This window comes from Cyclobacterium amurskyense (assembly GCF_001050135.1).
Classification (GTDB): Bacteria; Bacteroidota; Bacteroidia; order Cytophagales; family Cyclobacteriaceae; genus Cyclobacterium; species Cyclobacterium amurskyense.
Genome location: NZ_CP012040.1, coordinates 658,462 through 682,809, shown reverse-complemented (window position 1 = coordinate 682,809; position 24,348 = coordinate 658,462). Strand labels below are relative to the sequence as shown.

Here is a 24,348-nt window from a genome sequence, read left to right as displayed (position 1 = left end):
AACTGGGTAATTGATAAGTGTTAAAAAGGATAACCAATACCTATATTGAATACTTGCTGTCCAGGCTCTCCCAATGGGTTTTTTAAGGAAAGCTTATCTAGAATAAAACGTTCATTTTCAGGTCTGGCAGGGTCATATGCTTTTATTCCCATGTCCAATCTTAAAACCAGAAATTCAAAATCCATTCTTAAGCCAATGCCTGTTCCTACTGCGATTTCTTTATAAAATCGGTTGGCCTTAAATTCTGCTCCTTCTCGTGAGGGATCCACTGCAAAGGTCCAGGTATTGCCGGCATCTAGAAAGATAGCGCCGTCAAAATAGCCAAACAATTTCCTCCTGTATTCGAACATTGCTTCAAATAATATTTCTCCAGGTTGTTCAAATCGATAATCGAAAGTGCCATCTTCATTTGTTTCAGGTGTGAAACTTCCTGGCCCAAGCCTACGGGGTTGCCAAGCTCGGATGCTTGTGCTACCACCTGCAAAGAAGTATTTCTCATAAGGCAAAACACCACCACTTATGCCATAGGGCTTTGCCAATCCGAGATTCAAACGGTAAGCAAAGGTGCTCCTATTGTTTAAGGGAATGTATTTTCTAAAATCAGATTGAAATTTTAGAAATTGGAAATAGTTTAAATCCTTGTCCCCAAAGCGTTTTGGATCTATCCAATTGAAGGTAGTCCCCCCACTCTCTGCGAAGAGCCGCCACAGTGAAGCTTCCTTTTTCTGGAATAGTCCGTATTGGTTAAAATTGATGATGACCTGTCCTGAAATACTACTTACATAGGAGGGGAGAAAAGAATTGATCAGGTTATTGCCTTGGTCTTGGATTTCTTCCAAGCGGTCCTGAAACAAAGAATCCAGGCTGGAACGAATAAGGTTCGCATCAAGCAGGCTGACAGAAAATTGTTGCTTTAGGTTTCTGGTCGCCCAGGTATAAGCGAGAATTGTATTTAATGCCTCCCTTACATATTCAGGTCGATTGACGAAACTGTAACCCAGTAGTGTTCTAGTTCGAGGATTGTATTGCCCGAATTTCTCCAAAGTACCAAAATTAAAAGGTACCAGAAACTGCGGGAAGATAATAGATGCTGAGGTTGATAGTTCACGACTTCTGTACACCCCTCCCTCTGTAGTAGCAGAAGCAACTCCTTCCAAGCCAGCACGAAAGTTAAATTCAAATATTTCCAGGCCTTTAAAAATATTCCTGTTTCGAAGGGAATGACTGAAAAAGGGCCCAGGGAGTTGTTCCGTTACACTGGCTCCCAATTGATTGGTTATTTGAAATTTTTGGTTGGGTCTGGTGAAGATTTTTGTAGTGATACTATTACCTAAAGTGTCAAAGGAAATGTTGACAAACCTAAACATGTCCAGGTTAGCCAATTGCCGTTGGGTTTCTATGACTGCATTTTTATTGTACAAATCACCCTTCTCCTGAAAAATCCTCGAGCTGATTATTTTTTCAGAATATCTATCTTGATACATGGAAAACCTAATGTCTTTCCAAGTAGTTAGCACCTGATTGTCCTGAATCAACTCATTGGGACGAGCAATCGTAAAAGTGATTGAGTCTATTGTGTATACCTGGTGATTTTCTCCTTCCTTTGAATTTTGGATGATTTGTTCGATCACCACATGCTTTTCAAGGGTGTCCTTGTAAACATTGTATTCAATATAGGACTTGGAAAAAGTATAGTAGCCATTGGCTTTTAATAAATCCTCTATTCTTTGCCGCTCTTTTGTAACATTGGTTTGGCTGTACCGTGCTCCCTTTTTTAAGAAGGAATATTTTTGATGTTCTTTCAGCAAACCTTGCAAACTTGTGTCTGCAGTGGTATTTATTAAGCTGTCAATACTGTATAGACTGTTTTCATTTATCAGGTAGTTAACTTTTGCCTTTTTTGCTTTTTTGTCAATTTCTGTAGCTACTGTGGCATCAAAAAAACCGTTGTTCTGTAAATAAATTGAGATTTGCTGCCGAGAGGTGGCTGTCTTGCTACTGTCCAAAATCACCTTGGGATTTCCTGTTCGCATAAACCAATTGCCATATTCCAGTTTTTTTTCAAGGTTACTAATTTTACTGTTTAGTTTATTGTACTTCTTTTCAACTTTTCCGGAAGTACTGCCTTGGCGAATTTTTTCTGAAGTTTTTCGGAGTTCCTGTTTGGTTTGGTATTGTTTTTCAGCAAGCTTGCTGCTGTCATAAAACGCATGGCCCAGATTGTATAGCATTACACCTGGTGAAATGTTTAATAGGGGAATTTTGGTATTTGGCTTTTGTTGGATAAGCGCTTTAATTGCCTCAGCATTACTTTTATTAATGCCTTGGGTGTTTACATCTGTTAGCAATAGCTCATTTTCCTCAAGGCCTTTGGTCAATGAACAACTCCATAACAAATGGATCAAAAAAAGAAAATTTATATATTTGGTCTTCTTCACAACAACACTCGCGACTAATGCTAAGCAAAAATACAGTTAAGTTTATTAAATCCTTGCACCAGAAAAAATTCCGTAAACAAGAACGTGCATTTTTTGTGGAAGGAGCTAAAAATGTAACGGAATTGTTGCTTTCAAATTTCACGATTAGTCATTTGCTTTGTACAGAAAAATTCCAAGAAGAAAACGCATCACTGCTCAGTACTTTTGCAGGAATCAAAATTATGGTCAAGCCCAAAGAGTTGGCTTCGTTGGGTACTTTTTCTTCTAATGATCAGGCACTTGCTGTTGCTGAAGTGAAAGGAAATAAGCCGCTGGTTTTAGAGAAAGGGCAATTGATCCTTGCTTTGGACGACATTAGAGATCCAGGAAACTTAGGGACTATCATTCGAATTGCTGATTGGTATGGGATAAATAAACTGTTGTTGTCAGAAAATACAGCAGATATTTACAATCCAAAAGTATTGAATGCAAGCATGGGTTCTTTTACTAGGATGAATTTTGAATATGTTGATTTGTTCAATAAGCTCAAGGGATCAGGTATTCCAATTTATGGTGCTTTTTTGGAGGGAATGAACGTGCATCAACTTACTGATGCAGCAGAAGGAGTATTACTTATGGGGAATGAGTCCAATGGGATTTCTAAGCAGATGGAAAATATTGTTACCCAAAAATTGACCATTCCCGCCTTTGGAAAGGCTGAATCATTAAATGTTGCCATCGCAACGGCTGTCCTTTGTGACAATTTAAAAAGAAACATGCAATAGATGATATTTTTCATTTTTAGAGATTAATTATTCCTGCTGGTTCAGAACTAAGTTTTACCAATTCAAAAAAAGTAAACTTAAATTTCATACTTTTCGTAAAAACACTATTCCCAATTTGATCTGAATATTATTCCTTAAGTTTTTCATTTTTCGCCAGAATTTAGGGATACAGGACGAGTCATGAATCAGTGCCTTTTTATAGACAATTGAAAATAAGCACCAAGGCCCAGAATATATTTTATTTGTGTTACAAGATTCTGCTGTACTAAGGGGATATGTTGATTAAAATAAGCGGAATAATTCACCAAAAACAAAGCCCAATAACTTTGTGTCATCGCGTCCTTATTGACAAAACTATAAACGGTAATTTTAGATTTAATTCTAAACATATCAATTAAATAAAAACCAAACTTTAAGTTATGAACAAGTTGATTATAGTGGTTTTTCTGTCAGCCTTTACTGCCTGTCAGGAAAAATCCCAAAACCAAAAGGGGCAATCCTCAGAGGCTACAAAACAAGAAATGACGATCAACGATTATCCATCTGATTTTGCCAAAGTACTTGAAGCCCACGGCGGTATCGATCAATGGAAAAAGGAAAAGACATTAATGTATGAGATTGGTGATCCCGGCGAGGGCCAACAACAAATTATCGATTTGCACCGCCGTATGGACAAGACAATCACCTCTGATTATGATATTGGTTTTGATGGAGAAAAAGCATGGTCCCTGAACAAAGAAGGAGAATATAAAAGTAATCCTCTGTTTAGGCACAACCTCATGTTCTATTTTTACGCCATGCCATTTGTACTTGCAGATCCTGGTTTGAATTATAAGAAAACAGAGGACAAGGAGATACTGGGTAAGAACTATAGTGGTATTAAAGTCACTTTTAATTCTGGGGTAGGTGACTCTTCTAGCGATGAATATTATCTGTATTATGATACTGAAACATCCAAAATGGCCTGGCTTGCCTATAAGGCAACTTTTGGAACTGATAAAAAGCCAGAATCAGCCAATTTTATCAGATATGATAAATGGGCAGAAGTAGATGGAGTCCTATTGCCTACTTCGATTGCTTGGTATAACATTGAAGAAGGAGTTGTAGTAGAGGAAAGGAGCAGGGTTGATTTTAAAAATATTAGCTTATCCAAAGAGGCCAAACCAGAAGGTTTTTATTCCATTCCAGCCAATGCGATTGTAGCAGAAGATAATAAATAACAATCATTAATTGCTTAAAATCTGTTTAGATTTTAAGATATAAACTAGCTTGGGAAGAATTCCGGGCTGGTTTTTTTATGCATACACCCCTATTTTTCCATCAACCCTATTGATTGATGGAAATCACCAAACTAGGATCATAAGTATTATCCTTTGACCCAATCTCGAAATAGACTGCACCTACCTATATTCGGATTAAATTTAAAGCTAGTGATAATTCAATTCACCTTCTGAAATATTGATTTTACCTATTGGAAACCCCTGTCTAACGAGTTTATTCCTATTCGGCTCTCTTTCTATATACATTTGTATCATACGAAAAGAGAAATTTTTAAAACTTATAGATATGAAAAATAATAGCTTATTTCTGATCTTTGGAATTGTGGCAACATTATTTGCCTGCGATCCTATCAATGAAATCTCTGAAACAGTAATTCCAGAAGATAACCTTGGACTGAATATCCCGGTAAATTTTGATTTTTCTACTACTACTTCAGTTGACTTCAATCTTTCTGCTGTTAGCAGGGATAAGACACCAATATCAAATGTGGTCTATAAAATATACAATGGCAACCCTCAGAAAGAAGGTAAGTTATTGCAGACTGTTCGTTTAGATGAGCAGGGTAGTGCTGCCACCACATTAGACCTTCCAAGCTATGTAAAACAGGTATTTGTGACTTCTGATTACATAGGTGTAGAACCAATGGCCATTGTGCCAGTTTCAGGAGGACGTGTCAACTATATTTATGATGCTGCCAATCCAAGTATTTTACCTGATGAATATTTCTCAACGGATGAGGTAAAAGCAAATTTAAGAACGGCTTCTATCAATGAAGATTTTCTTACCCTTGGATCATGGAAGAGCAATGGCAAACCTGAATATTTGATAGAAGCAGACAAAATTTCTGAGCAATTGTTGAAGAATATCAACTCTAGTCTCCCGGAACGAAAGGACATTAGATCATCAAATCCTGAAGCTTTAAATGAGAAGTACAAAAGGGAATTGTTTGTAAGTGAAGATGCTGAAGTGTGGGTGACTTATGTGCATACAGGCGGAAGTTATAGAAATGCCATTGGTTATTATTATTACAAGGAGGGGGAAGCACCTAAAACCGCTGCAGATATCAAGAACAAAACCATAATTTTTCCAAATGCTCAAGCAGGTGTATTAAGCCCTGGAGACAAAGTCAAATTAGTAGGCCCAAAAGATGGAGCCTTTGAAAAAGATACTTATATCGGTTGGTTTTTGATTTCAAACGGCTGGCAAGGTGGCCTAGGTTATGGTAATGGTGTTTTTTATGCAGATAAAGACTTAAATACAGCTAACAATAAGGAGGACTTAAGGGATCAAATGGTGTTTTTATACGATGCCACAGAGCAAATACTCCTAATGGGTTGGGAAGACATTCGCAGGGATTTTAACGGTTGTGACCATGACTTCAATGATGTGATGTTTTATGCTTCTTGGAACCCTATTACAAGTGTGGATTTATCTGACTACGTTCCTATTGATTCTGATGAGAAGGACAAAGACGGTGATGGCGTTGCAGATAGCCAGGATGAATATCCTGAAGATGCTGAAAGGGCTTTTAATAACTATTCTCTAGGAGAAAATACCTTTGGGACCCTGTTGTTTGAAGACTTATGGCCAAGCTTTGGTGACTATGACTTGAATGATTTGGTGATAGATTACAATATCAACGAAATATCAAACGGGAATAACCGTATCAAAGAGATTAACTTGATTACAGTAGTGCGCGCCACAGGTGCTGGCTACCGCAATGGCTTTGGAATTCAGTTGGGAGTGTCTTCTGATCAGGTTCTGAGTGTAGAAGGTACTAGGTTGAAAACAGGGACAATCAAAACTTTGTCAAGTGGCGTAGAGCAAGGGCAGAAATTGGCGACCGTGATTATTATGGATGATGTAAATGATAAATTACCGATCATGGCCAATGTCAACCCTGAAAATGCGCAACATGAAGCCGACACCCTAGTTGTAAAAATCGTTTTCAAAGAGTCAATAAGAAAAGCTGATTTGGGTGCTGCACCTTATAATCCATTTATGATCATCAATCAGGACAGAGGTAGAGAAGTTCACCTTATGAACAAACAACCAACAGACCTGATGGATACAGAGTGGTTCAATACAGCAGATGATATCAGTGCTATCGGTGAAGGTAAATATTATACAAGCAATAAAGGGTTCAATTGGGCACTTCACATTCCTCAAAGTATTTCTTATACACAGGAAAAAGTGGATTTCACAAAAGCATACAATAGGTTTGCTGAATGGGCAAAATCTGGTGGAATGTCTTATCTAGACTGGTACCTGGATTCTGATGGACAGGTAAACTCGGATGCCATTTATAAAAAATAAGAACAAACAAGAAATAATAAAAGGGCCTTTCCATTATATGGGAAGGCTTTTTTTGATTTGTAGCGGGTTAATTCATGAAATAGGAAGTAATGGTCTATAATAGTATAGGATGTGTATTGATTCCGTAAGGATTTCGGGAAGTAAAATAAATGTTTTGCTTGTGCTAACCTTAATTACCCTTAAAACCGAAATATGCAATAGACCTTCTATTGCCCGATGAAATTACTTCAAAATCAGCCATTTCATTGCTGTTTTCGACTTTATCATAGCGATGCTATGACTCAGTCTTCAAATAGCCTGATTATCTTGTAATTACACCACTATCCGTAAACACGGAACAGGCTATAACGCATCCTATTGCATAATCCTAGTTATAAAGGATGTGTATCGATGATTTACTCCGTTGTAAGGATTACCTGATTTTATGTCAGAGTAATAGAGGGATAAGGCGGCTAGTTTTGGTCTAGATTTTTTTTATAGCCACTAGTCGTAGGTACAATATCATTGCGGTAATAAAATGACACAGGAGAATTTAACCCGAAATATGCAATAGACATTCTATTACGTGCTGAAATCGCTTTAAAATCAGCCACTTCGTTGCTGTTTTCAATTTCACCATAGCGGTGCTATACTAAGATTTCCAAACAGCCTGATTTTCTTGTGATTGCAACACTTCCCGTAAACACGGAACAGGCTTCACCCCTGACTATTGTCAGGACGGAGAAATTCTATTACAAAATCCGGGTTTAATGGATTAATTACCAGGAAACGTATAATTAAGGATCAGGTTGGTGTGGAAAAGATTGACCTTATTGTACACCCAAGCAGGGCGGAGGTCCTGCTGGTTCAAAGCCGTTTTGCCCATTAATATCAAATGTAGGTTTAAGCCTTCTATCCATTTTTTAGGATTGTACCGAAGGCCAAGATTAGCCTGTGCATAGCTTGGCATGGCATATTTGTTTTTTGTTGCATCTGCAGGATCAGGTAAAAAATACATACCCATATAGCTGTACAATTGTAAGGACTTTTTAGGAAAAGCATGCTGGAAATAGGTGCTGAGCGCATCTACCTGCCCGAGTCCCTCATTTCTTTCCCTAGGTATAAAGGTATAGAATGGATCCTTTCCCCATTCCCTAGGACTTAAATAGCGTCCCTCACCTTGCATTTTGGTGTAATTGATATGCCATAAGCTCTTTTCTGATTTTATCCCGATTCTTCCACTAAGTATCCAGTGGAAATCTTCAGGATTCTTATACCTCAGGGCTATATCCTCATTCCCGCCATTTCCTATTCCATGTTGTATAGTTGTTTGAAGGCCTGTGATCCACTGGAAGGAACTGTTAGGCAATTCCCAGTTTTTGTCCCATTGAGCCAGGTAAGCACTGTAAATATTATTGACCAATGTATGGTTTAAAATAAGGCTAGAGGCCGAATTAAGTCTGAATTTTAAGTCCAGTATATTGATAAAATCCGATCTGGTATTTCCGGAATAATCGGAACCTTGCCCGTTTTCATCGCGCCCTACTGGGTACATACCTATGCTTTCTCCCAGATCAAACCAATTTCCTGTAGATCGCGGAGATATTCCTGTAATCAAATGCTGGGCAAAAGAAATCCGCGGATTTACCCTAAGGTTCCAGTTGAGTCCTTCCACATATGTGGGACTCAGCCTCCCATCCTGGGCATTGATAAAAGGGCTGTTTATTTCAATCCTACCCAAGCTTGCCTGAAAGTTGTCCCGCAAGTAATCAAGGTGAAGGTTGCCGATTTTGCCAAAAACAGTTTTATCCAAATGGTTTACATCAAACAACCCCACTTCATAGCGGTTCAAATTTGAAACTCTGGAATCAAAGACACTAAGATCTGAGCTCAATATGTTGAGAAATCCCAAGTATTCAGCTTGTACTTGAAAGTGATGGGGCAATTTGGAAGTAAAAGCTATTCTAGCCATTTGTCCCCAAGCGTAGTCATTTTTGTAATCCTCCCAATAGGAAGTACGCATAAAATAAGAGCGAAGTCCTACATTTAAGGTTGGTTTCCACAGCGTGGAATCTTGCTGTGCATAAACCGATACCCAAAAGAATAAACCTATAAGGAGTGTTAATATTTTTTTCATGAACAGCTATCTTTGTAAAGCTAAAATGGGTTGGAAAGGGCCGTATTTATGCTGTGTTTCCGAAAAATCATCCGAATAGGGTCCGAAAGGATGGTCCATAGGTTTTTTGCTTATGTCAGGCCAATCGCCTGATAGATCTTTGGAAGGCCTGCTCATGGAATTGACATAGGCGGCCAGATCCCAAGCCTCTACATCACTGAGCAATGGTCTTTCGTAGGTAGCTCCCAATGGCATATTGGCCTTTACATATCCAGAAAACTTAGACAAGCGGAACAAACCTGCTCCATTATTATAACTGTCCGGTCCCCAAAGTGGGGGATAAAGGTAGGCTGTTCCAGAAGGGTTTTTTAAACCCTGTCCTTCGGTTCCATGACAACTATAACATTGATTGTCATAAACGGTCTTGCCCCGAATTGGGTCTGCTGCCTGTTCCAGAAAAGGTACTTTATAAAGTCCCACTCCCAAAGGCCTATCCCCTTTTTGAACATCCTTGCCAAGCCACTCCATATAAGCAACCATGGCCTTCATCTCTTTGCTTTCAGGGTCAAGCCCTTCTCCGTTTAAGCTTCTTTGAAAACAATCATTGATTCTTTTAGGTATGCCCTCCGAAAGTCCAGATCGCGACCTTATTTTTGGATAGTTGGCGGCAACACCGCTGAAATTATTGCCCAATGGGGCTGTTCCAGCTTCTAAATGGCAATTTTGGCAGTTCATCCCATTTGAGATTTGGAGTACCTTTCCTTTGGGACCCAGGTATTCCGAAGTATGTGCGACCAGCTCCTTGCCGTACCGAATTTGTTCCGCATTGGGTGCTAGTTCTACGCTAGCCCAATCAGGGGCTTGCCAAATTCCATCTTCTTTTATTAGCCGGAAATCTGCTTTTGGAGTTTCTACCTGAGCCATCTGTTCTTTCTCCTGAAGAGGGGATGGAATATCCAATTGGCTAACAATTAGAAGCGCAGCAATAAATGAGATCAGAATAAATACGACCAATGACAAGCCAAAGATGCTACGCAGTAATTCAAGAATGGGGTTAGAAGCGTTTTTCACATTTTATTTTTTAATCATTTACAAAGTTATCCTTTAACCTTGTCGAGAATGGTGACCTGTATCACACAGACAGCAGCTTCTTTTACCTTATTTTCACTTGAAGTCGTTTTAAAGTGTTCTTTTCTTAAGTAGTAACAGCAGTGCCTTATTGGTTCTCAATAGCTTTTTTTGGGCTTTTCTTAGAAAGAGAATGTACCAAGTATATGCCTTACAAGCAGGCCTTATGATTGTCTTCTTTGCACCTGGGTCTCAAGTTCAAATTAAAGTAATAAAGGAATTGAATTTGAAGCACTAATCCTTCTTATTAAAAATTAATCTAAATAAGTATTGATTAAAAAAATCGCTTTTTGTACTTTTGAGGCAAATTAGACTTAGTCTAAATAATGTCAGTGTTTTTTGTGTCATTTGAATCATAATAATCACCAAAAACAATGGCAATTTCCATTTGGCTTTTAAGTAATTAAGCATAGCACATGAGTAGATCTTTATTTTTCTTGAGAAGACAATTCTGGATGGTCTCCCTTCTGTTTATGGGGAGTATCGCTGCTTTTGGTCAGTCCCTTCAAGCAGCAACAATAAAAGGAAAAATCATTGATTCAGGCTCAAACCCTGTCCCTGGAGTAATTGTCAGAATTAAAGACAGTTCTTTTACCGCAATTTCATCTTTGGATGGAAGTTATGAAATCAAGAATGTGCCTAAAGGTAATTTTGAGCTTTTGCTCTCAAGCATGGGATACGAGAACCAAAGCAAGAATGTAAATATTGATAGAGAAGAAATAATATTAAAACTTGATTTTTCATTGATAGAATCTACAACTGACCTTGAAGGGGTTGTGGTAGAAGGACAGTCGGTGAAGACTGAAATCGAAACGGCAGGTTTTGCTGTGGAAGTTGTAGAAACCAAGCAGGCAGCGCTTCAATCTATACAAACCAATGACCTGCTTAATCGAACTGCAGGGATCAGGGTTAGACAGAATGGAGGGATTGGTTCCCGTGTGGATTATAATTTGAATGGAATGTCCGGTAATTCTGTTAAAATATTTATTGACGGACTTTCTATTTCTACCTATGGTTCTTCCTTTAGCTTAAACAGTATTCCTCCGGCATTAATTGATCGAATTGAAGTATACAAAGGGGTGATACCAGCTCACCTGGCAGATGATGCCCTGGGTGGTGCCATCAATGTGATCTTGAAAAAGGGAGTAGTCAACAATCTTTCAGCCTCAGTTTCCTACGGATCTTTCAATACGCTACAGAGTAACCTAAATGCAGCTTACAGGGATGAAAAAACAGGTTTTACCACCAAGGTGTCAGCCTTCTACAATTATTCAGACAACGATTATGAGGTATGGGGTAAATTTGTAAGAAATATTCTTGCTAATGGAAGGTATGATTATGTACGGGCGAAGCGATTTAACGATGCCTACCGCTCAGTAGGTGGGAAACTTGATATTGGATATACCAATGTTAAATGGGCTGATCAGTTTTTTATCAGCTATACCGGATCTGACGATTACAATGAAATCCAGCACGGTACATATATGTCAATACCTTACAAAGGACGTTTCGGTACTTCTCAGTCGCATGTTTTTGGCCTGACTTATTTGAAAGAGGATCTAGGGATAAAAGGTTTTGATGTCAATTTCAATGGCTCTTTGAGTAAAAGAAGTGAAGTTGTTTCAGATACCGTCAAATGGAATTACAATTGGTTTGGTGAAATGAGTTTGGGGCTGGATGGTGAACCGATTTTACGTCCTGGTGGCGCTCAGCAGGGTGCACCCACCTTGAATCATATTGATAGAAATGTGGCCACTTTTCGTGCAGGGGCCTCTTATGAAATTAACCCAAATCATAGACTCTTTTTGGGTCAGTCCTTTTATTCTATTGATAGAACCCAACAGGACTTTATGAAAAGTGCTGTTGAAAGAGAATTTATAGGTACACGTGATCTTCAGAAGTCTATAACCTCACTTAGCTATGAACTGGATATGTTTCAGTCCAAATTAAAAGGGAGCGTTTTTGGGAAGCGTTATTCTCAAGGTATAGCAAAAATGGATCCCTTGTTGGTAGAAGAAAATGGTACCACAACTCGCGTAGAGGACCGAACCAATAGTAGTAGAAGTACGAGTGGCTACGGAGCTGCTTTTTCATACAGGATTTTCAGACCTTTGACTTTGCTTGCTTCAGCAGAAAAGGCGGTAAGGATGCCTTTTGAAGGAGAAATTTTTGGTAGCCCCGGTGATAATATTGTTGAAAACCTTGGTATTCGACCTGAAATAAGCAATAACCTGAACCTAGGTTTTATACTTGGTGATTTTGAATATCAGGCCCATACTTTTTCTTTTTCAGGCACAGGCTTTATCAGAGATACCAAAGACAAAATTATCCAACAGATAAACCCTAGGATCAATGATGCTGTTCAGACCAATCCATTTGAAAATCTGGGCAAAACCAAATCCATTGGTTTTGAAGGACAGGTGAAATATGCCTATGGCAATTCATTTAGGGCCATAGTGAATGTTTCTAAATTCAACTCCCAATTCAATACCAAGCTTGACCCTAATGGAAATGTCTTTGCCAATTACGGACAGCAGATTCCAAACGAGCCCTTCTTTACTATAAATAGCTCATTGGACTATACTTTTAGAGATGTGGTGAAGCATGGATCTTTGCTAAGGTTGTCCCATTATTTTGGGTTTGTTGATAGATTTTACACAACCTGGTTGGAAATTGAAGATTTCAGAACGCCAAGGCAATATATCAATGACATAGGTGCTACCTATACTTTTCCTGACAGGAGGATGGCAGTAAGTGTGGATTTGCGCAATGTATTCGACAAGCAGGTTTATGACAATTTTGCGGTGCAAAAACCAGGAAGAGCATTATATGTCAAGTTCAATTATACAATAGGAGATTTCAAATAGATAATGTTATATAAAAGAAGTACTACAACGATGTTTAGAAAAATCAATACAAGCAACAGGTTCTTGGCTTTTAGTTTAGCAATTGCGATGATTTCAATGGGATCATGTGTTACAGATGAAAATGAAGTACCTAAGGAAGAGGAAGAATTAGAGGATGATCGATGGGTAACTCTCGTTGGCGCATTTATGGGAGACGCTCCTGGAGATGGTAACGGTGGTACCAATATATATGCGATTAGCTATGAAGATGCCATAGACCCTGATAAAGAATTTAATGTGTTTGATGATGGCACACCCGTAAAATCAAACCGTACTGCTAGATTACAGGTTTCCGAGGATGGAGGTACTTTGTTTAATATTGCCTATTCAGGTGAAAATGGAGGTGAATATGCCAAGTTTGACATCCGTGGAGGAAGCAATTATGTTCAGGAAGATGTTACGGTTAATATTTCTCAGTATGCAGGAACTTCTCCAAGGTGGAGTAAACTTTATAACGGGGATAAAAATGGTATCGCCGTAAATGTAGCCAATATAGTAGCAAACAATGCTGAGGATGCCACTGCTGATTTTCAGTATTACAGAGGTACCGCCACTGTATTGGATTTGGATTTACAAGAGACCCTTATCTCCAATTACAAAACTTACGAACTTCCTTTATCAGCGGAAGAGGAGCTAGCTGGTCATACCATCTTTAGACTAGATGCCCCTGTTTTAAACCAAGCAGGAGACAAATTACTTATTGGAACATGGATGAGGAAATACGATCCTGCTACAGGCTTGACTGAAAGTGATTTTGACAGATTGGGTACCAAAACTGTTGTTGTGGATTATCCTTCATTGGAAAACCCTACCATTATTACTTCCACACAGGCTGATGGCGATTGCTCAGGTTATAGAAGCAATGTGAACCAACTTGCTGATGATGGTTACATTTATCAGGCTACCACCAGAAATAGCAATGGCTCTCATATTTTGAGAATTGGATCTAATAATGAATATGACAATACCTATGCTTTGAGTCTTGATGTTGCTCTTGGGCTTACAGACACTTATGTAGATGCTTGGAAATATGTGAGCAATGGTATTGGGTATGCTTTGATCCGTCATGGTGAAGAAGACCAAGGGTATGTTGTTCGTATGGATCTTAAACAAAAAACAGCTTCTATTGTACAGGGGGTTCCAAATGATCCTGATGTAAGGTTCAACCAGTTTCAGGGATTCTTGGTAAGTGGAGATGATTTGCTTTTGCCTATTTCACCACTTGGACAAGATGGAAACATTTACATCCTTCACAGTCAAACCAATGAGGTATCTATAGGTGCCAAAATAATCAACAAACCAGGAAATCACTTTATCGGTGTATTCTAGAAAAAACAGCACTATTTAAAAACCCCTGCATTTTCTTTAAGGAAGTGCAGGGGTTTTTTGTTTAAGCCAGATGCTAGTACTTCGGAAAAACCAACAAAAGGCAACGTACAGAATTACGGTTTCTCATTCTTTACCTGATGTACACCAAGTCCTATGAATACACCAAGCCCTAAAGGGGCGCAATAAATCAGCCAAGGGTGCCAGCCCTTGGTATTGATGATTATACACATCTTGATTTTGGCGGCATTGTTGCCATTTTTCTGCAACAATGCTGACAAAATCACTACCAACCCATTTCCTATTAGAAGACGCGAATAAAGTCTTGTGATATCACCAAGCCCCACCGGGGCGCAATAAATCAGCCAAGGGTGCCAGCCCTTGGTATTGATGATTATCCACACCTTGATTTTGGCGGCATTGTTGCCATTTTTCTGCAACAATGCTGACAAAATCTTCTTAGTTATACTTTCTTTACCTATGTAAATGTATGCCTGAATAAACTGTATTTTCTTTGTGCTGTTATGCTATCACTAAAACTAAAGAAATGAAAAACGACAATAATACTTTTATCAACCCAAAAGGCTTATTCAATCCATCAAATAACGGATTTTCCCATATCGTTAAGGTGGAGGAAGGAAAATCCTTATACTTTTTTTCCGGACAATGGGCATCTGACGAAAAGGGGCAACTTGTTGCCCTAGACTTTGAAGAACAGGTTCGTAAAACGGTGTCCAATATTAAAACAGCAATGGAAGCAGCAGCTGTGACTATAGATGATGTCGTAAAACAAACCATTTATATTGCAGATTTCACACAAGAAAAAAAGAACATTCTAATAGAAGTGGCTTCTAAGGAATGGCAAACAGAGAATTTTCCTGCAAGTACCATTGTTCCTGTGCCACTATTAGCCACTGCCAAAGGTTGTCTAATTGAGATTGAATTCATTGCTGCCAAGTAAAAATTTAAATTAGCCCAATTCAGGTTCATATTAATCAATATGGTAGTCAGGGGTGAACGATTATACACACCTTGATTTTGGCGGCATTGTTGCCATATTTCTGCAACAATGCTGACAAAATCTACTTATCTATATGTAGGTGTAGATACTTTTTTCAGTATTTTAGGTATAGTAAAGGTGTAAAAACCAAATTTTTTAATACGGAATCCCCAAAAGTCCTTCAATATCAGAAAAAACTTAGTTAGATTAGTGGGGATTAAAGGGTATATACAGTAAACTGAGCACTTTTAAAGTTCACAATTTTCACAATCATTCCCTACAAGATCTCTGATGTTTCAAGTGAAATTTATTGTTTTAGTAGTGTACTCAAAGCCCGCCGATATTCCTGTTTTATAAAATAAAAATACATGAAAAGGAAAGTCAGTAGACTCCCTCCGTCGTGGTGAAGGCATTGGTGTGTTTTACCCATTTCTTAAACCCGGATTATGTAATAGGATTTCCCGTGTTTACGGGAAGTGTTGCAATCGCAAGGAAATCAGACTGTTTGGAGATTATAGCATAGCACCGCTATTGTGAAATTGAAAACAGCAACGAAGTGGCTGATTTTAAAGCGATTTCAGCACGTAATAGAATGTCTATTGCATATTTCGGGTTAAATCGCTAAGTGCAATGCAAGTAAACCGATAAACAAAAAAAGTACCTCGAACAGTTTTCTTCAATTGTTTGATTTTCTGAAAAAACACTTAATTAAAAAACCAATGAGCTCTTTGCAAGCCCTTCTTCCGATAAACGAAGAAACCCTTATCATTACAACTGATACCTTAACTTCAGTGGATGGAGACCGCAGCATTCAATATCTCATCACTTCGGTTTATGAACAATCCCCACTTATAATCACTGAAGCCCAGGTTTTGGGCGAGCCTAATGACAATAAATTAATCCTTACTGGTAAATCTGAATTGCCTTTCGGGAATATGGAAGTTGACGCCATGTGCACCCTAGAACTGATAGAAGGTCAAGGCCAATTGTTCGTTCAGTATACCTTGCCTGAGGATTGGAAATTTTCCGATAGTTTTCAAGATCTTCCAACCGTAACACGATTGGACAAACTTGATGATCCTCTGCCTTCTCCTCTTGATGACCTGAATTTAAGTAGCGCCCTAATTAACATTTCCTCAACCACAATAGAAAAAGGGGAGGCATCCTTGTCTCCGGGAATTAACTTTCAGGCTGACTTAGAGCCAGATGGTTTTTTCTATAGTGTATTCAATGCCTACACCGACATATCGATAAAGCTGAAGTTGCAAGGCACTATTAATATATTTTCCGATTTGTCGAATTTGCCTGTCTTGGACGCAAATGAATTTCCCTGGTCAGCAGAAACAATACCTCCAGGTATTAACCTGAAGGCAGGCCTGGAAATTAGTCCCCTTCAATTGGGGGACACTTTGCAACTTTCAGCAAATGAATTGCGGATTTACAGTCCGATCTCCGGGGAAACTTTTGCTGAAATGCCTACTTATTTACCTACCGTCGCTTTTACAGGTTCCCTTAAGATCCCTAGTGCCAATAATTTTGATTTGGAAATCACCATATTGAGGCTCCCAGGAACAGAAGAAGCTAGCATTGTAGGTGATTTTTCTAAAACCCCTATCAAGAATTTTAAAGATCTGCGGGATTTAATGGGCCTAGACAATGGGAATTCTTTTTTACCTACCGAACTAAAGGATGGAGACTTTGGTGGCTTAGGGGTTAAAAGTGCTTATTTAAATTTGGTAAAAGATCCCTCTCTAAGTGTTTCTTGTGTGTATGTGGCTATAGGTATGCCCAATTTGAATTGGGAAGTATGGCCCAATCAATTCAGCATCGATAAGCTATCTGCCAACTTTAAAGTTTCTGATCCATTTAATAACCCAGAGGTTGAAATCAGTCTTTCCGGCCAGCTTACTTTAGCAGGAGAAGAAGTGGAAGTAAATGCCATTCAGGAAAATAATGAGGAAGGAAACCTGTTTACCCTTACAGCCAGTACCAAGGAGGGAATAAAAATACCACTAAAGCAGCTTCTCTCAAGCTATGCCGATAATATCGACATAGCTGTGCCTACTGTTAGTGATCTTCAAATTGACAATATAGGTGTTGTCATTGCTCCTAAACAATACTATTCTTTAAGTATTGCCATGGCTCAAGAACCTAAGCCTTGGGAAATAGCTTTATGGGATTTGAAGCTAAGTTTTAGTGAATTAGAGCTCTTTTTAAAGAAGTCGCAATCAGAAGCCGTTTCTGGTAATATTCATGGAACTGCCATGCTGGGTAGTGCAAGTGCTAACTTTACTGAAGCACCGCTCGATAAACCTTACTTAAGCTTGAAGGCAAATTACAATTTGCCTGGGGATGTTGAGCTTCGAGGGGAGCTTCCTGAGGTCAAAATAAGAGACATTGTAAAATGGTTTTCTGGGAAAGATAGCACGGAATGGATGCCTTCAGTCCTAAATGACATTGCATTCGAAAAATCCTTCCTACTAATTACAAAAGAGGAGGAATGCTATAATTTGGCGCTAGGAACTACCATCCAAGCGGGGGCCTCTCCTCCCAAAGACATATGTCGTTTAGCTTTTGTGGTTCAAAAGGCGGGGGCAGATTGGGGCTTTGCTGCTGGAGCAGAAGTTCATTTGGACAACCTGTCAGTCCTTTTGGGAGAAGCAAGTGGGAAAGCGTTTACCGATAAGATTGGGACTTTGTCAGATTGGATTCCGGTAGACAAGTTTACATTTGCCATTACGAGCATAAAAGAGCCTGTCTTTCCTGATTTTGCCTCTTTTCAACAACCCTCACTAGAGGCATCCGAAGAAGATGGTCCACAAATTACCTTGCCAAGTATACCCGACCGGGGCAAGGGCTTCTTTCTATTTGTTCAATCTAAATTTGAAAAGAAAGACAACAATATTAAGAATCGTGACATCGCAATAAAGAATAGTCTGATTGACCTGCTAAAGATACCTGAAGGGACAATGATAGATGCCTTTTTGTCCTATCAAAAAAGTGAGGAGGGGCCGGAAATTCAATTTGGCGTAGGATTGACTACCTACCTTATGGCTAAAGCGAATAAAAGCCCAAACCTTAGCCATCCGTATGAAAATGTTCAATTTACGGGCGCTTTGATGGTGGAAGCTGAGGCGGAAGGAACCTTTGGTTTAAGCATGTCCGCTCAGTTAAAAACACTGCTACCAAATATTAGCACTGAAAATATAATTGACTTTGCAGAAGCAGTAAGTGCTGACAACAAGGAAGAAACCACTAGGATTATTAATGAGCTTATTGCCAATCAATCCAAAGTGAAATTTAATATGGAATTTGAGCTGGATGCTTCGGCAGAAGCTGTAGGCTTGTCAATGTCTGGAGCGATGGAACCTATTGATAAACCGATCACTATTGGTCCTGTGCAATTAGGGAATCTGGCTGCTGAATTGGGCATTTCAATTAATACTGAAACATTGGTTCCTTTGCCCCCTAGTATGGGGTTTTCGGCAGAATTGACAGTAGGAGATGGGTTCTATCCCTTTAATTTTTCCTTTGCATTTTTTGTAGATGGAGAAAATCCCTTAAAATGTATGGTTGCTGGTTCCATGAGCGATCTTAATATTGGAGATTTATATGGAAGTATTTTTAATCAGGAAACCATAAATGCTGTTAATGCCGCTGCTGGTACGGGAATTCAGCAACTGGATGATTTGACCATTGCCGTTCCTGATAAATTAAAAATGCTTGGCGATATAAGCAATGCCAAAGTAGTGCAGCAAAAAGCGCGGGAATTTGAAAAGCTCCTGACTTCAGAAGAACTAATCTCAGTGCTTAAGACCATCGAAATAGTGGGGACTCAGGAGGGGAGATTTACTATTCCTTTAGAAGGGAGCATCCCCCTTGCTGATGGACTCGATAAATATGATGGGACTAAAATAGCAAAGGCTTTTAAAGCTTATGGTAAGCTGGATAGTTTCCCGAGTGCTAGTCCAGAATTGATGATTTTCACCAGTAAAGGAAGTACTGAAAATAGTAGGAAATGGTTTGTCACAGAACAAGCAGGAGGCCAAGACCCCATTATTACCCATTGGCAAATAATTGAGAATGAAGATAAAACTTTAGAAGTATCTAAAGAACCTCAATTCTATTTTGTTCCTAATCCGGATGGGATTAATATAGCTACACTCGAGTACAAGCAAGGATTTATGCTAAGTGGTCGTCTGGAATTTCTGTCCTATTTTGTGGATGCCGATATTGAACTGGTTCTGGACCAGGGAATTAAGGTGGATGCAGAAATGAGTGAAATCAGGCTGTCTAATGTGCCCGATAATTTCTTTAGCATCAAAGCGATGGATGGACTTGGGGAAATAGGGAGTGCAGGTGGGCCGAAAGTTTCAATCTGTACCTACAAACAGCCAAATGCCAACCCAAAAGAGTTTATAGATCCGCATTTTTATATCAATGGAAATTTACTCTTGCTTAATGGGACTTATGGTGTTTACGCTAATGTCACTTCTGAAGGGCTTGTTTTTCATCTCCTTGTAGAAAATAACCTGGTCCATGGTGACATGTACGTTTTGTTAAAAGATGCCCATTTTGATGCAGGAGGAAGTCTTGAAATACTATCGATTTCTTCAATAAGTTTGGGCCCCTTGGGTAAATGGCAACTTCCTAATCGTATCCAGGCAGACACCCAAATATGGGCCAACAAGGATAGTTTTGGGCTTTCCTTTCAATTTTTAATCACCTTTGCAGGCACTACCTATACATTAAAGACCAAAGAAGAAGAGTCAACAGCAAGTTTTGAAAATTTGGTTACTAGTACAGAAAAAAAGATTGAAGATTTAATTAGGGGATTATTAACTGAGGCAAAGTATTACGCTGAATGTTTCTTTGATAAAACGATAACAGGGGTAGACAATGTGGCTTTGGTCTTGGTGAATGAATTTAAGAAGACTGAAGTAGAAACGGCTAAGATTCTTAAAAATGTGGGTTTTACCCTAGATGAGGTGGGTAAGTTTCTCTTAGGTTTACCTGGTATGAGCGCCAAGTTGATGTTTGAATGTTTGGTGAGTGCAGGATTTGAGGTGCTTAAGGTTTTAAAATACATCAAGTCGGCATTCAACTTAACAGAAATGCAAATGCTGCATTTGCTCAAAGAAGCAAGGTACAATATTATGACATCTGTTGGCTATATCAAGGATGTGTTTGGTTTGGGAGCTGGACAAATGATCAAGTTGCTGCACGAGGCCGGTTATGGAATCGGAGAAATCATTGAGGTGACCAGGACTGTTTTTGGCCTAAATCTAAATGAAATGGTAGGTCTGCTAAAAGCAGCTGAACTTGGATATGGCCTAAATGAAATTACCAGTGGTTTAGCCAATAGCTACGGGCCCACACCAGAGTTGATGAAAAGCGCATTGGAAGGGGCTGGATTTGCAGGGGATAAAGTGCTTGGTGCCATGAAGGCAACAGGTAAGTTTGGGATGGATGCGCTTAATAAAGCTTTTGATATCGGTGGAGAAATCAAAGACAAGTTGAATGATTGGAAGGACAAACTAAATCCCTTTGATTAGCTCCAAAAATCCCCTAGCCCTAAAGAGACGCAATATCCCAGCCAAGGGAGTCAGCCCTTGGTATTGATGATTATCCACATCTTGATTTTGGCGGTGTTGTTGCTTTTTTCCAGCAACAATGCTGACAAAATCACTACCAACCCATTCCCTATAGAAGACGCGAATAAAGTCTTATGATATCACCAAGCCCCACCGGGGCTCAATATCTCAGCCAAGGGTGTCAGCCCTTGGAAAAGAAGATTATCCACACCTTGATTTTGGCGGTATTGTTGCTTTTTTCCAGCAACAATGCTGACAAAATCTCTTTTGTTATTTTAGTTGAGAGTAGAGGGGTCAGATGAAAAGTGTGCTTTATTTGAAGATTGTATCCTATTGGAAAACAGATAACTAACAATTGGGCAGTTGAATATCCCAATTTGGGATATTCAACTGCCTTTTGTATATTTGCATAATGAGAATCATCGCGTTTAGAACGATAAGAGCGTTTTTCGAAAACCCAGAATACGCTGATTCTGGGATTTCTTTGAAAGCTTGGTATCACGATGCTAAAACTGCAGATTGGAAAAACTCAAATGAATTAAAAAAACAATATAAAAACGCAAGTATTGTTGGTAATGGAAGAGTAGTTTTTAATATAAAAGGCAATGATTACAGATTAGTAGTTGCAATTGATTATGAATTCAAGGTGATTTTCATAAGATTTATTGGGACACATAAGCAGTATGATAAAATTGATGCAAAAACGATTTGATTATGGAAATACGTCCAATTAAAACAGAACAAGATTATGATTCTGCCATAGGTAGGATTGAAGAATTGTGGGGAGCAAAAAAAGACACTCCAGAAGGTGATGAGCTTGATTTATTGGTGACTTTAGTTGAATCATACGAAATGAAACATTATTCTATTGCTCCACCTGATCCAATTGATGCCATTAAATTTCGCATGGAGCAAATGGGAATGACTAATTCGGATATGGTGAAATATTTGGGCAGTCAAAGTAGAGTTAGTGAGGTGCTTAATAAAAAAAGAAAGTTGACCTTAGGAATGATTAAATCACTTTACAAGGAGTTAAAAATACCAGCAGAGATATTACTAGCTTAATATACCCTGAAAAATCCATTTTCCTGAAATAATTTTTACTGACAAATTCAGCGGTATTCGAAGAAGCCTATAGGGCTTCATAAATTATAACCGTGCGGTGTCAACCCACGGAAACTGGAATAAAAGTGAGTCGATTTTGGCGGTATTGTTGCCTTTTTTCCGCAACAATACTGACAAAATCACAACGTCCATGTCTTACCAAAGATGCGCATTAAGTCCTAAGACCTTACCAAGCCCCACCGGGGCTCAATATCTCAGCCAAGGGTGTCAGGCCTTGGTAAGGAATATTATCCACATCTTGATTTTGGCGGTATTGTTGCTTTTTTTCTGCAACAATGCTGACAAAATCACAACCTACCTATTCCCTATAGGGGACGAGTCAAGTCAAAGTCTTGTGATATCACCAAGCCCCACCGGGGCTCAATATCTCAGCCAAGGGTGTCAGGCCTTGGTAAGGAATATTATCCACATCTTGATTTTGGCGGTATTGTTGCCTTTTTTTTCTGCAACAATGCTGACAAAATCTTTTCGGACTTAGTTATTTTAGTGTTTGTAAGTGGAATATAGTGGATACCGTACCTTATTGTAAAGTTTAGCGAATGAAAAATTTAATTATTACTTTATTGCTATTTACCTCTGCGAATTCTTGTACAAACAAGTACCGTGAAAAAACTTCTGAACCAATCAATTTTGAATTTGCAATCATCAAGCCAACAGTAGATGAACGCCAATTCATAGCTCAAGATTTTTCGGAAACTTGGATTCCTGACACCACCGACTTAATTATCGTTGAGCAACTAATCAAGGATGCTGTCCAAAAGAATAAGGCAGACCTACTTACAAGAGCGTCTCTACCCAACTATTTTCGACAATATGTAGGGTTTCTAAACGCCACTGGCGAACGGATGGTTTGGGTAAACGCACTCTGCGAAATTAAAGAAGGTATGGTTGAGAAGAACGGAGAATTTTTTCTAGAACCATGGCAATGGAGGGAGGAACTGATAATTGTAGCGGATGGAGGCCATTGCTTCTGGAATATCCTCATCAACTTAGACAAGTATGAATATTACTAATTCTTTATTAATGGAGTAGCATTTACATCTGAAAATAAACGGTATAAAATGATGTTTGGCAAATGCTAGTAGATCCATATATGTGTTCTGAAATTTTACTCAAAGTGTATATTTGGTTATATTGTACTTGATAGTTTATCAAATGGACACGATTTATATTGAAGAGTTGTGTGCTTGATTTTAACAACAGTATTAATCAATTAAACACTCTATAAAATGGATACAAGGCTGAATAAAATTTTCATTTTGTTGCTTGTTATTGGGGCCTTACTTGGGTCCAGGCCCGGATATTCACAGTATAGAGATGGCCCTCCGGAGGTAACGCAAGAAGAACAAATAGACACTGCTGAAATTGATTTTGAAAATCAGAACATTGGATTTGTTTCAACCTTCGTCAGGACACCTTTTGTGATTTTTGTGTTTTTAGGAACGTTTTGCGGTGCTTTTTTCTCGATCGTTACTGAATTTCTAGTCAATATTTTTCAAGGGTTTGACAATGGTTACCCAAATACCAATTTGATTTGGGAATTGGGCTGGAATAAAATTATAAGTAGTTGGTGGTGGCAACCAAGTGTCTGGTGGCATTTGGCCATTGCTATTGTCTTTTGGTTACGCGTGATCAAAAGGTAAGATTTCTAAACGCAACCGATTGATCTATAGGTAGTAGAATGGCAGATGGTCAAAAAACCTGGCAGGAGTTTTAAAAACCCAATTCAGAAACTTCCGAATTCCATAACACCACAGGGGTACTTCAGAAGTACCCCCTTGCTCTTTCTTTCTCCAAATTACTGACAGAGAACTGCTCCGGAGTACCTAAAACTGAAAGGCTTGAATGTTTTTTACGGAACCTTGCAGGTAAAACCTTATATTTTCCACCTCTGACCTAATAATTTCGACCAAAAACTGACATTAAAAAGCCCTAAAAACGGGAAATATGACAAAATTTCAGGAAAAGTCCGTAGATAGGCTCAAATTTTTGGTGTTCGGAAGTGGGCTGGGGTACTTCTGAACTCGATGATTTCAGCTTTTTTATTCAAGCTTCCACCTTTTTGCCGAAAAATATTAGGTTTTAACTAATAATTATTAGGTTTTTGCCGAAAAATTCCACCTTTGTGGCAGCTTTTTTTAAGTTTTAGCTGATCAGTTCGACCAAAAACTGACAAGAATTGACCTATTATTCAAAACATTTTACCAATAGTTCGAAATAAAAATGCTCAGAGGTGGGAATTAAATGATTTTCGGTGCAATTTTTCTTATTTTAGAATGTTTTAAATCCCGTTCCGGGGAGCTTGAAATATACAATGATGCGCTTTTGCCTTTCGCCGACTTTTATGCCCTCTATTAATTAGAGTAGAGTAAGAT

General features: G+C 38.8%; 15 protein-coding genes. 11 read left to right on the top strand and 4 right to left on the bottom strand.

Annotated elements, in window-relative coordinates:
- Positions 1-20: 20 nt before the first annotated feature.
- Positions 21-2,405: a translocation and assembly module lipoprotein TamL gene (tamL, locus tag CA2015_RS02645; RefSeq protein ID WP_240477921.1), complete on the bottom strand. Its 2,385-nt coding sequence runs from the start codon at positions 2,403-2,405 to the stop codon at positions 21-23.
- A 50-nt stretch (positions 2,406-2,455) separates the two neighbouring features.
- Between tamL and CA2015_RS02640 the strand changes: the two genes are divergently transcribed.
- From CA2015_RS02640 to CA2015_RS02625, 3 genes are all read left to right on the top strand, one after another.
- Positions 2,456-3,202: a TrmH family RNA methyltransferase gene (locus tag CA2015_RS02640; protein ID WP_048640489.1), complete on the top strand. Its 747-nt coding sequence runs from the start codon at positions 2,456-2,458 to the stop codon at positions 3,200-3,202.
- A gap of 419 nt (positions 3,203-3,621) precedes the next feature.
- Positions 3,622-4,422 (top strand): DUF6503 family protein, encoded by an 801-nt coding sequence (locus CA2015_RS02630; RefSeq protein WP_048640487.1) that lies wholly within the window; start codon positions 3,622-3,624, stop codon positions 4,420-4,422.
- A 346-nt stretch (positions 4,423-4,768) separates the two neighbouring features.
- The gene (locus CA2015_RS02625) at positions 4,769-6,799 is read left to right on the top strand and encodes an LruC domain-containing protein (RefSeq protein WP_048640486.1); all 2,031 of its coding nucleotides are present in this window, start codon (positions 4,769-4,771) and stop codon (positions 6,797-6,799) included.
- Positions 6,800-7,553: 754 nt separating this feature from the next.
- Here CA2015_RS02625 and CA2015_RS02620 read toward each other — a convergent pair.
- Positions 7,554-8,915: a hypothetical protein gene (locus CA2015_RS02620; RefSeq protein WP_048640485.1), complete on the bottom strand. Its 1,362-nt coding sequence runs from the start codon at positions 8,913-8,915 to the stop codon at positions 7,554-7,556.
- 6 nt (positions 8,916-8,921) lie between these two features.
- Complete coding sequence (locus CA2015_RS02615) at positions 8,922-9,965, bottom strand: c-type cytochrome (protein ID WP_048640484.1); 1,044 nt, start codon at positions 9,963-9,965, stop codon at positions 8,922-8,924.
- Between the two features lie 473 nt (positions 9,966-10,438).
- Here CA2015_RS02615 and CA2015_RS02610 point away from each other — a divergent pair, with 473 nt between their 5' ends.
- Positions 10,439-12,889: a TonB-dependent receptor gene (locus tag CA2015_RS02610; protein ID WP_048640483.1), complete on the top strand. Its 2,451-nt coding sequence runs from the start codon at positions 10,439-10,441 to the stop codon at positions 12,887-12,889.
- A gap of 3 nt (positions 12,890-12,892) precedes the next feature.
- The gene (locus CA2015_RS02605; RefSeq protein ID WP_240477920.1) at positions 12,893-14,257 is read left to right on the top strand and encodes a hypothetical protein; all 1,365 of its coding nucleotides are present in this window, start codon (positions 12,893-12,895) and stop codon (positions 14,255-14,257) included.
- Between the two features lie 113 nt (positions 14,258-14,370).
- On the opposite strand, the gene CA2015_RS02600 is transcribed toward CA2015_RS02605, so the two are convergent.
- Entirely contained in the window at positions 14,371-14,706 is a 336-nt protein-coding gene (locus tag CA2015_RS02600; RefSeq protein WP_048640481.1) for a hypothetical protein, read from the bottom strand.
- 95 nt (positions 14,707-14,801) lie between these two features.
- Here CA2015_RS02600 and CA2015_RS02595 point away from each other — a divergent pair, with 95 nt between their 5' ends.
- From CA2015_RS02595 to CA2015_RS02565, 6 genes are all read left to right on the top strand, one after another.
- A complete protein-coding gene (locus CA2015_RS02595; protein WP_048640480.1) occupies positions 14,802-15,215 on the top strand; it encodes a RidA family protein in 414 nt (137 codons plus the stop codon).
- Between the two features lie 758 nt (positions 15,216-15,973).
- A complete protein-coding gene (locus CA2015_RS02590) occupies positions 15,974-20,809 on the top strand; it encodes a hypothetical protein (RefSeq protein WP_048640479.1) in 4,836 nt (1,611 codons plus the stop codon).
- Positions 20,810-21,260: 451 nt separating this feature from the next.
- Positions 21,261-21,560: a type II toxin-antitoxin system HigB family toxin gene (locus tag CA2015_RS02585; protein WP_048640478.1), complete on the top strand. Its 300-nt coding sequence runs from the start codon at positions 21,261-21,263 to the stop codon at positions 21,558-21,560.
- A 2-nt stretch (positions 21,561-21,562) separates the two neighbouring features.
- Positions 21,563-21,913: a helix-turn-helix domain-containing protein gene (locus CA2015_RS02580; RefSeq protein ID WP_048640477.1), complete on the top strand. Its 351-nt coding sequence runs from the start codon at positions 21,563-21,565 to the stop codon at positions 21,911-21,913.
- A 599-nt stretch (positions 21,914-22,512) separates the two neighbouring features.
- The gene (locus CA2015_RS02570) at positions 22,513-22,986 is read left to right on the top strand and encodes a hypothetical protein (RefSeq protein ID WP_048640475.1); all 474 of its coding nucleotides are present in this window, start codon (positions 22,513-22,515) and stop codon (positions 22,984-22,986) included.
- Between the two features lie 216 nt (positions 22,987-23,202).
- Positions 23,203-23,616, top strand: coding sequence for a hypothetical protein (locus CA2015_RS02565; RefSeq protein ID WP_048640474.1), 414 nt, complete (start codon positions 23,203-23,205; stop codon positions 23,614-23,616).
- The last annotated feature ends 732 nt before the right edge of the window (positions 23,617-24,348 follow it).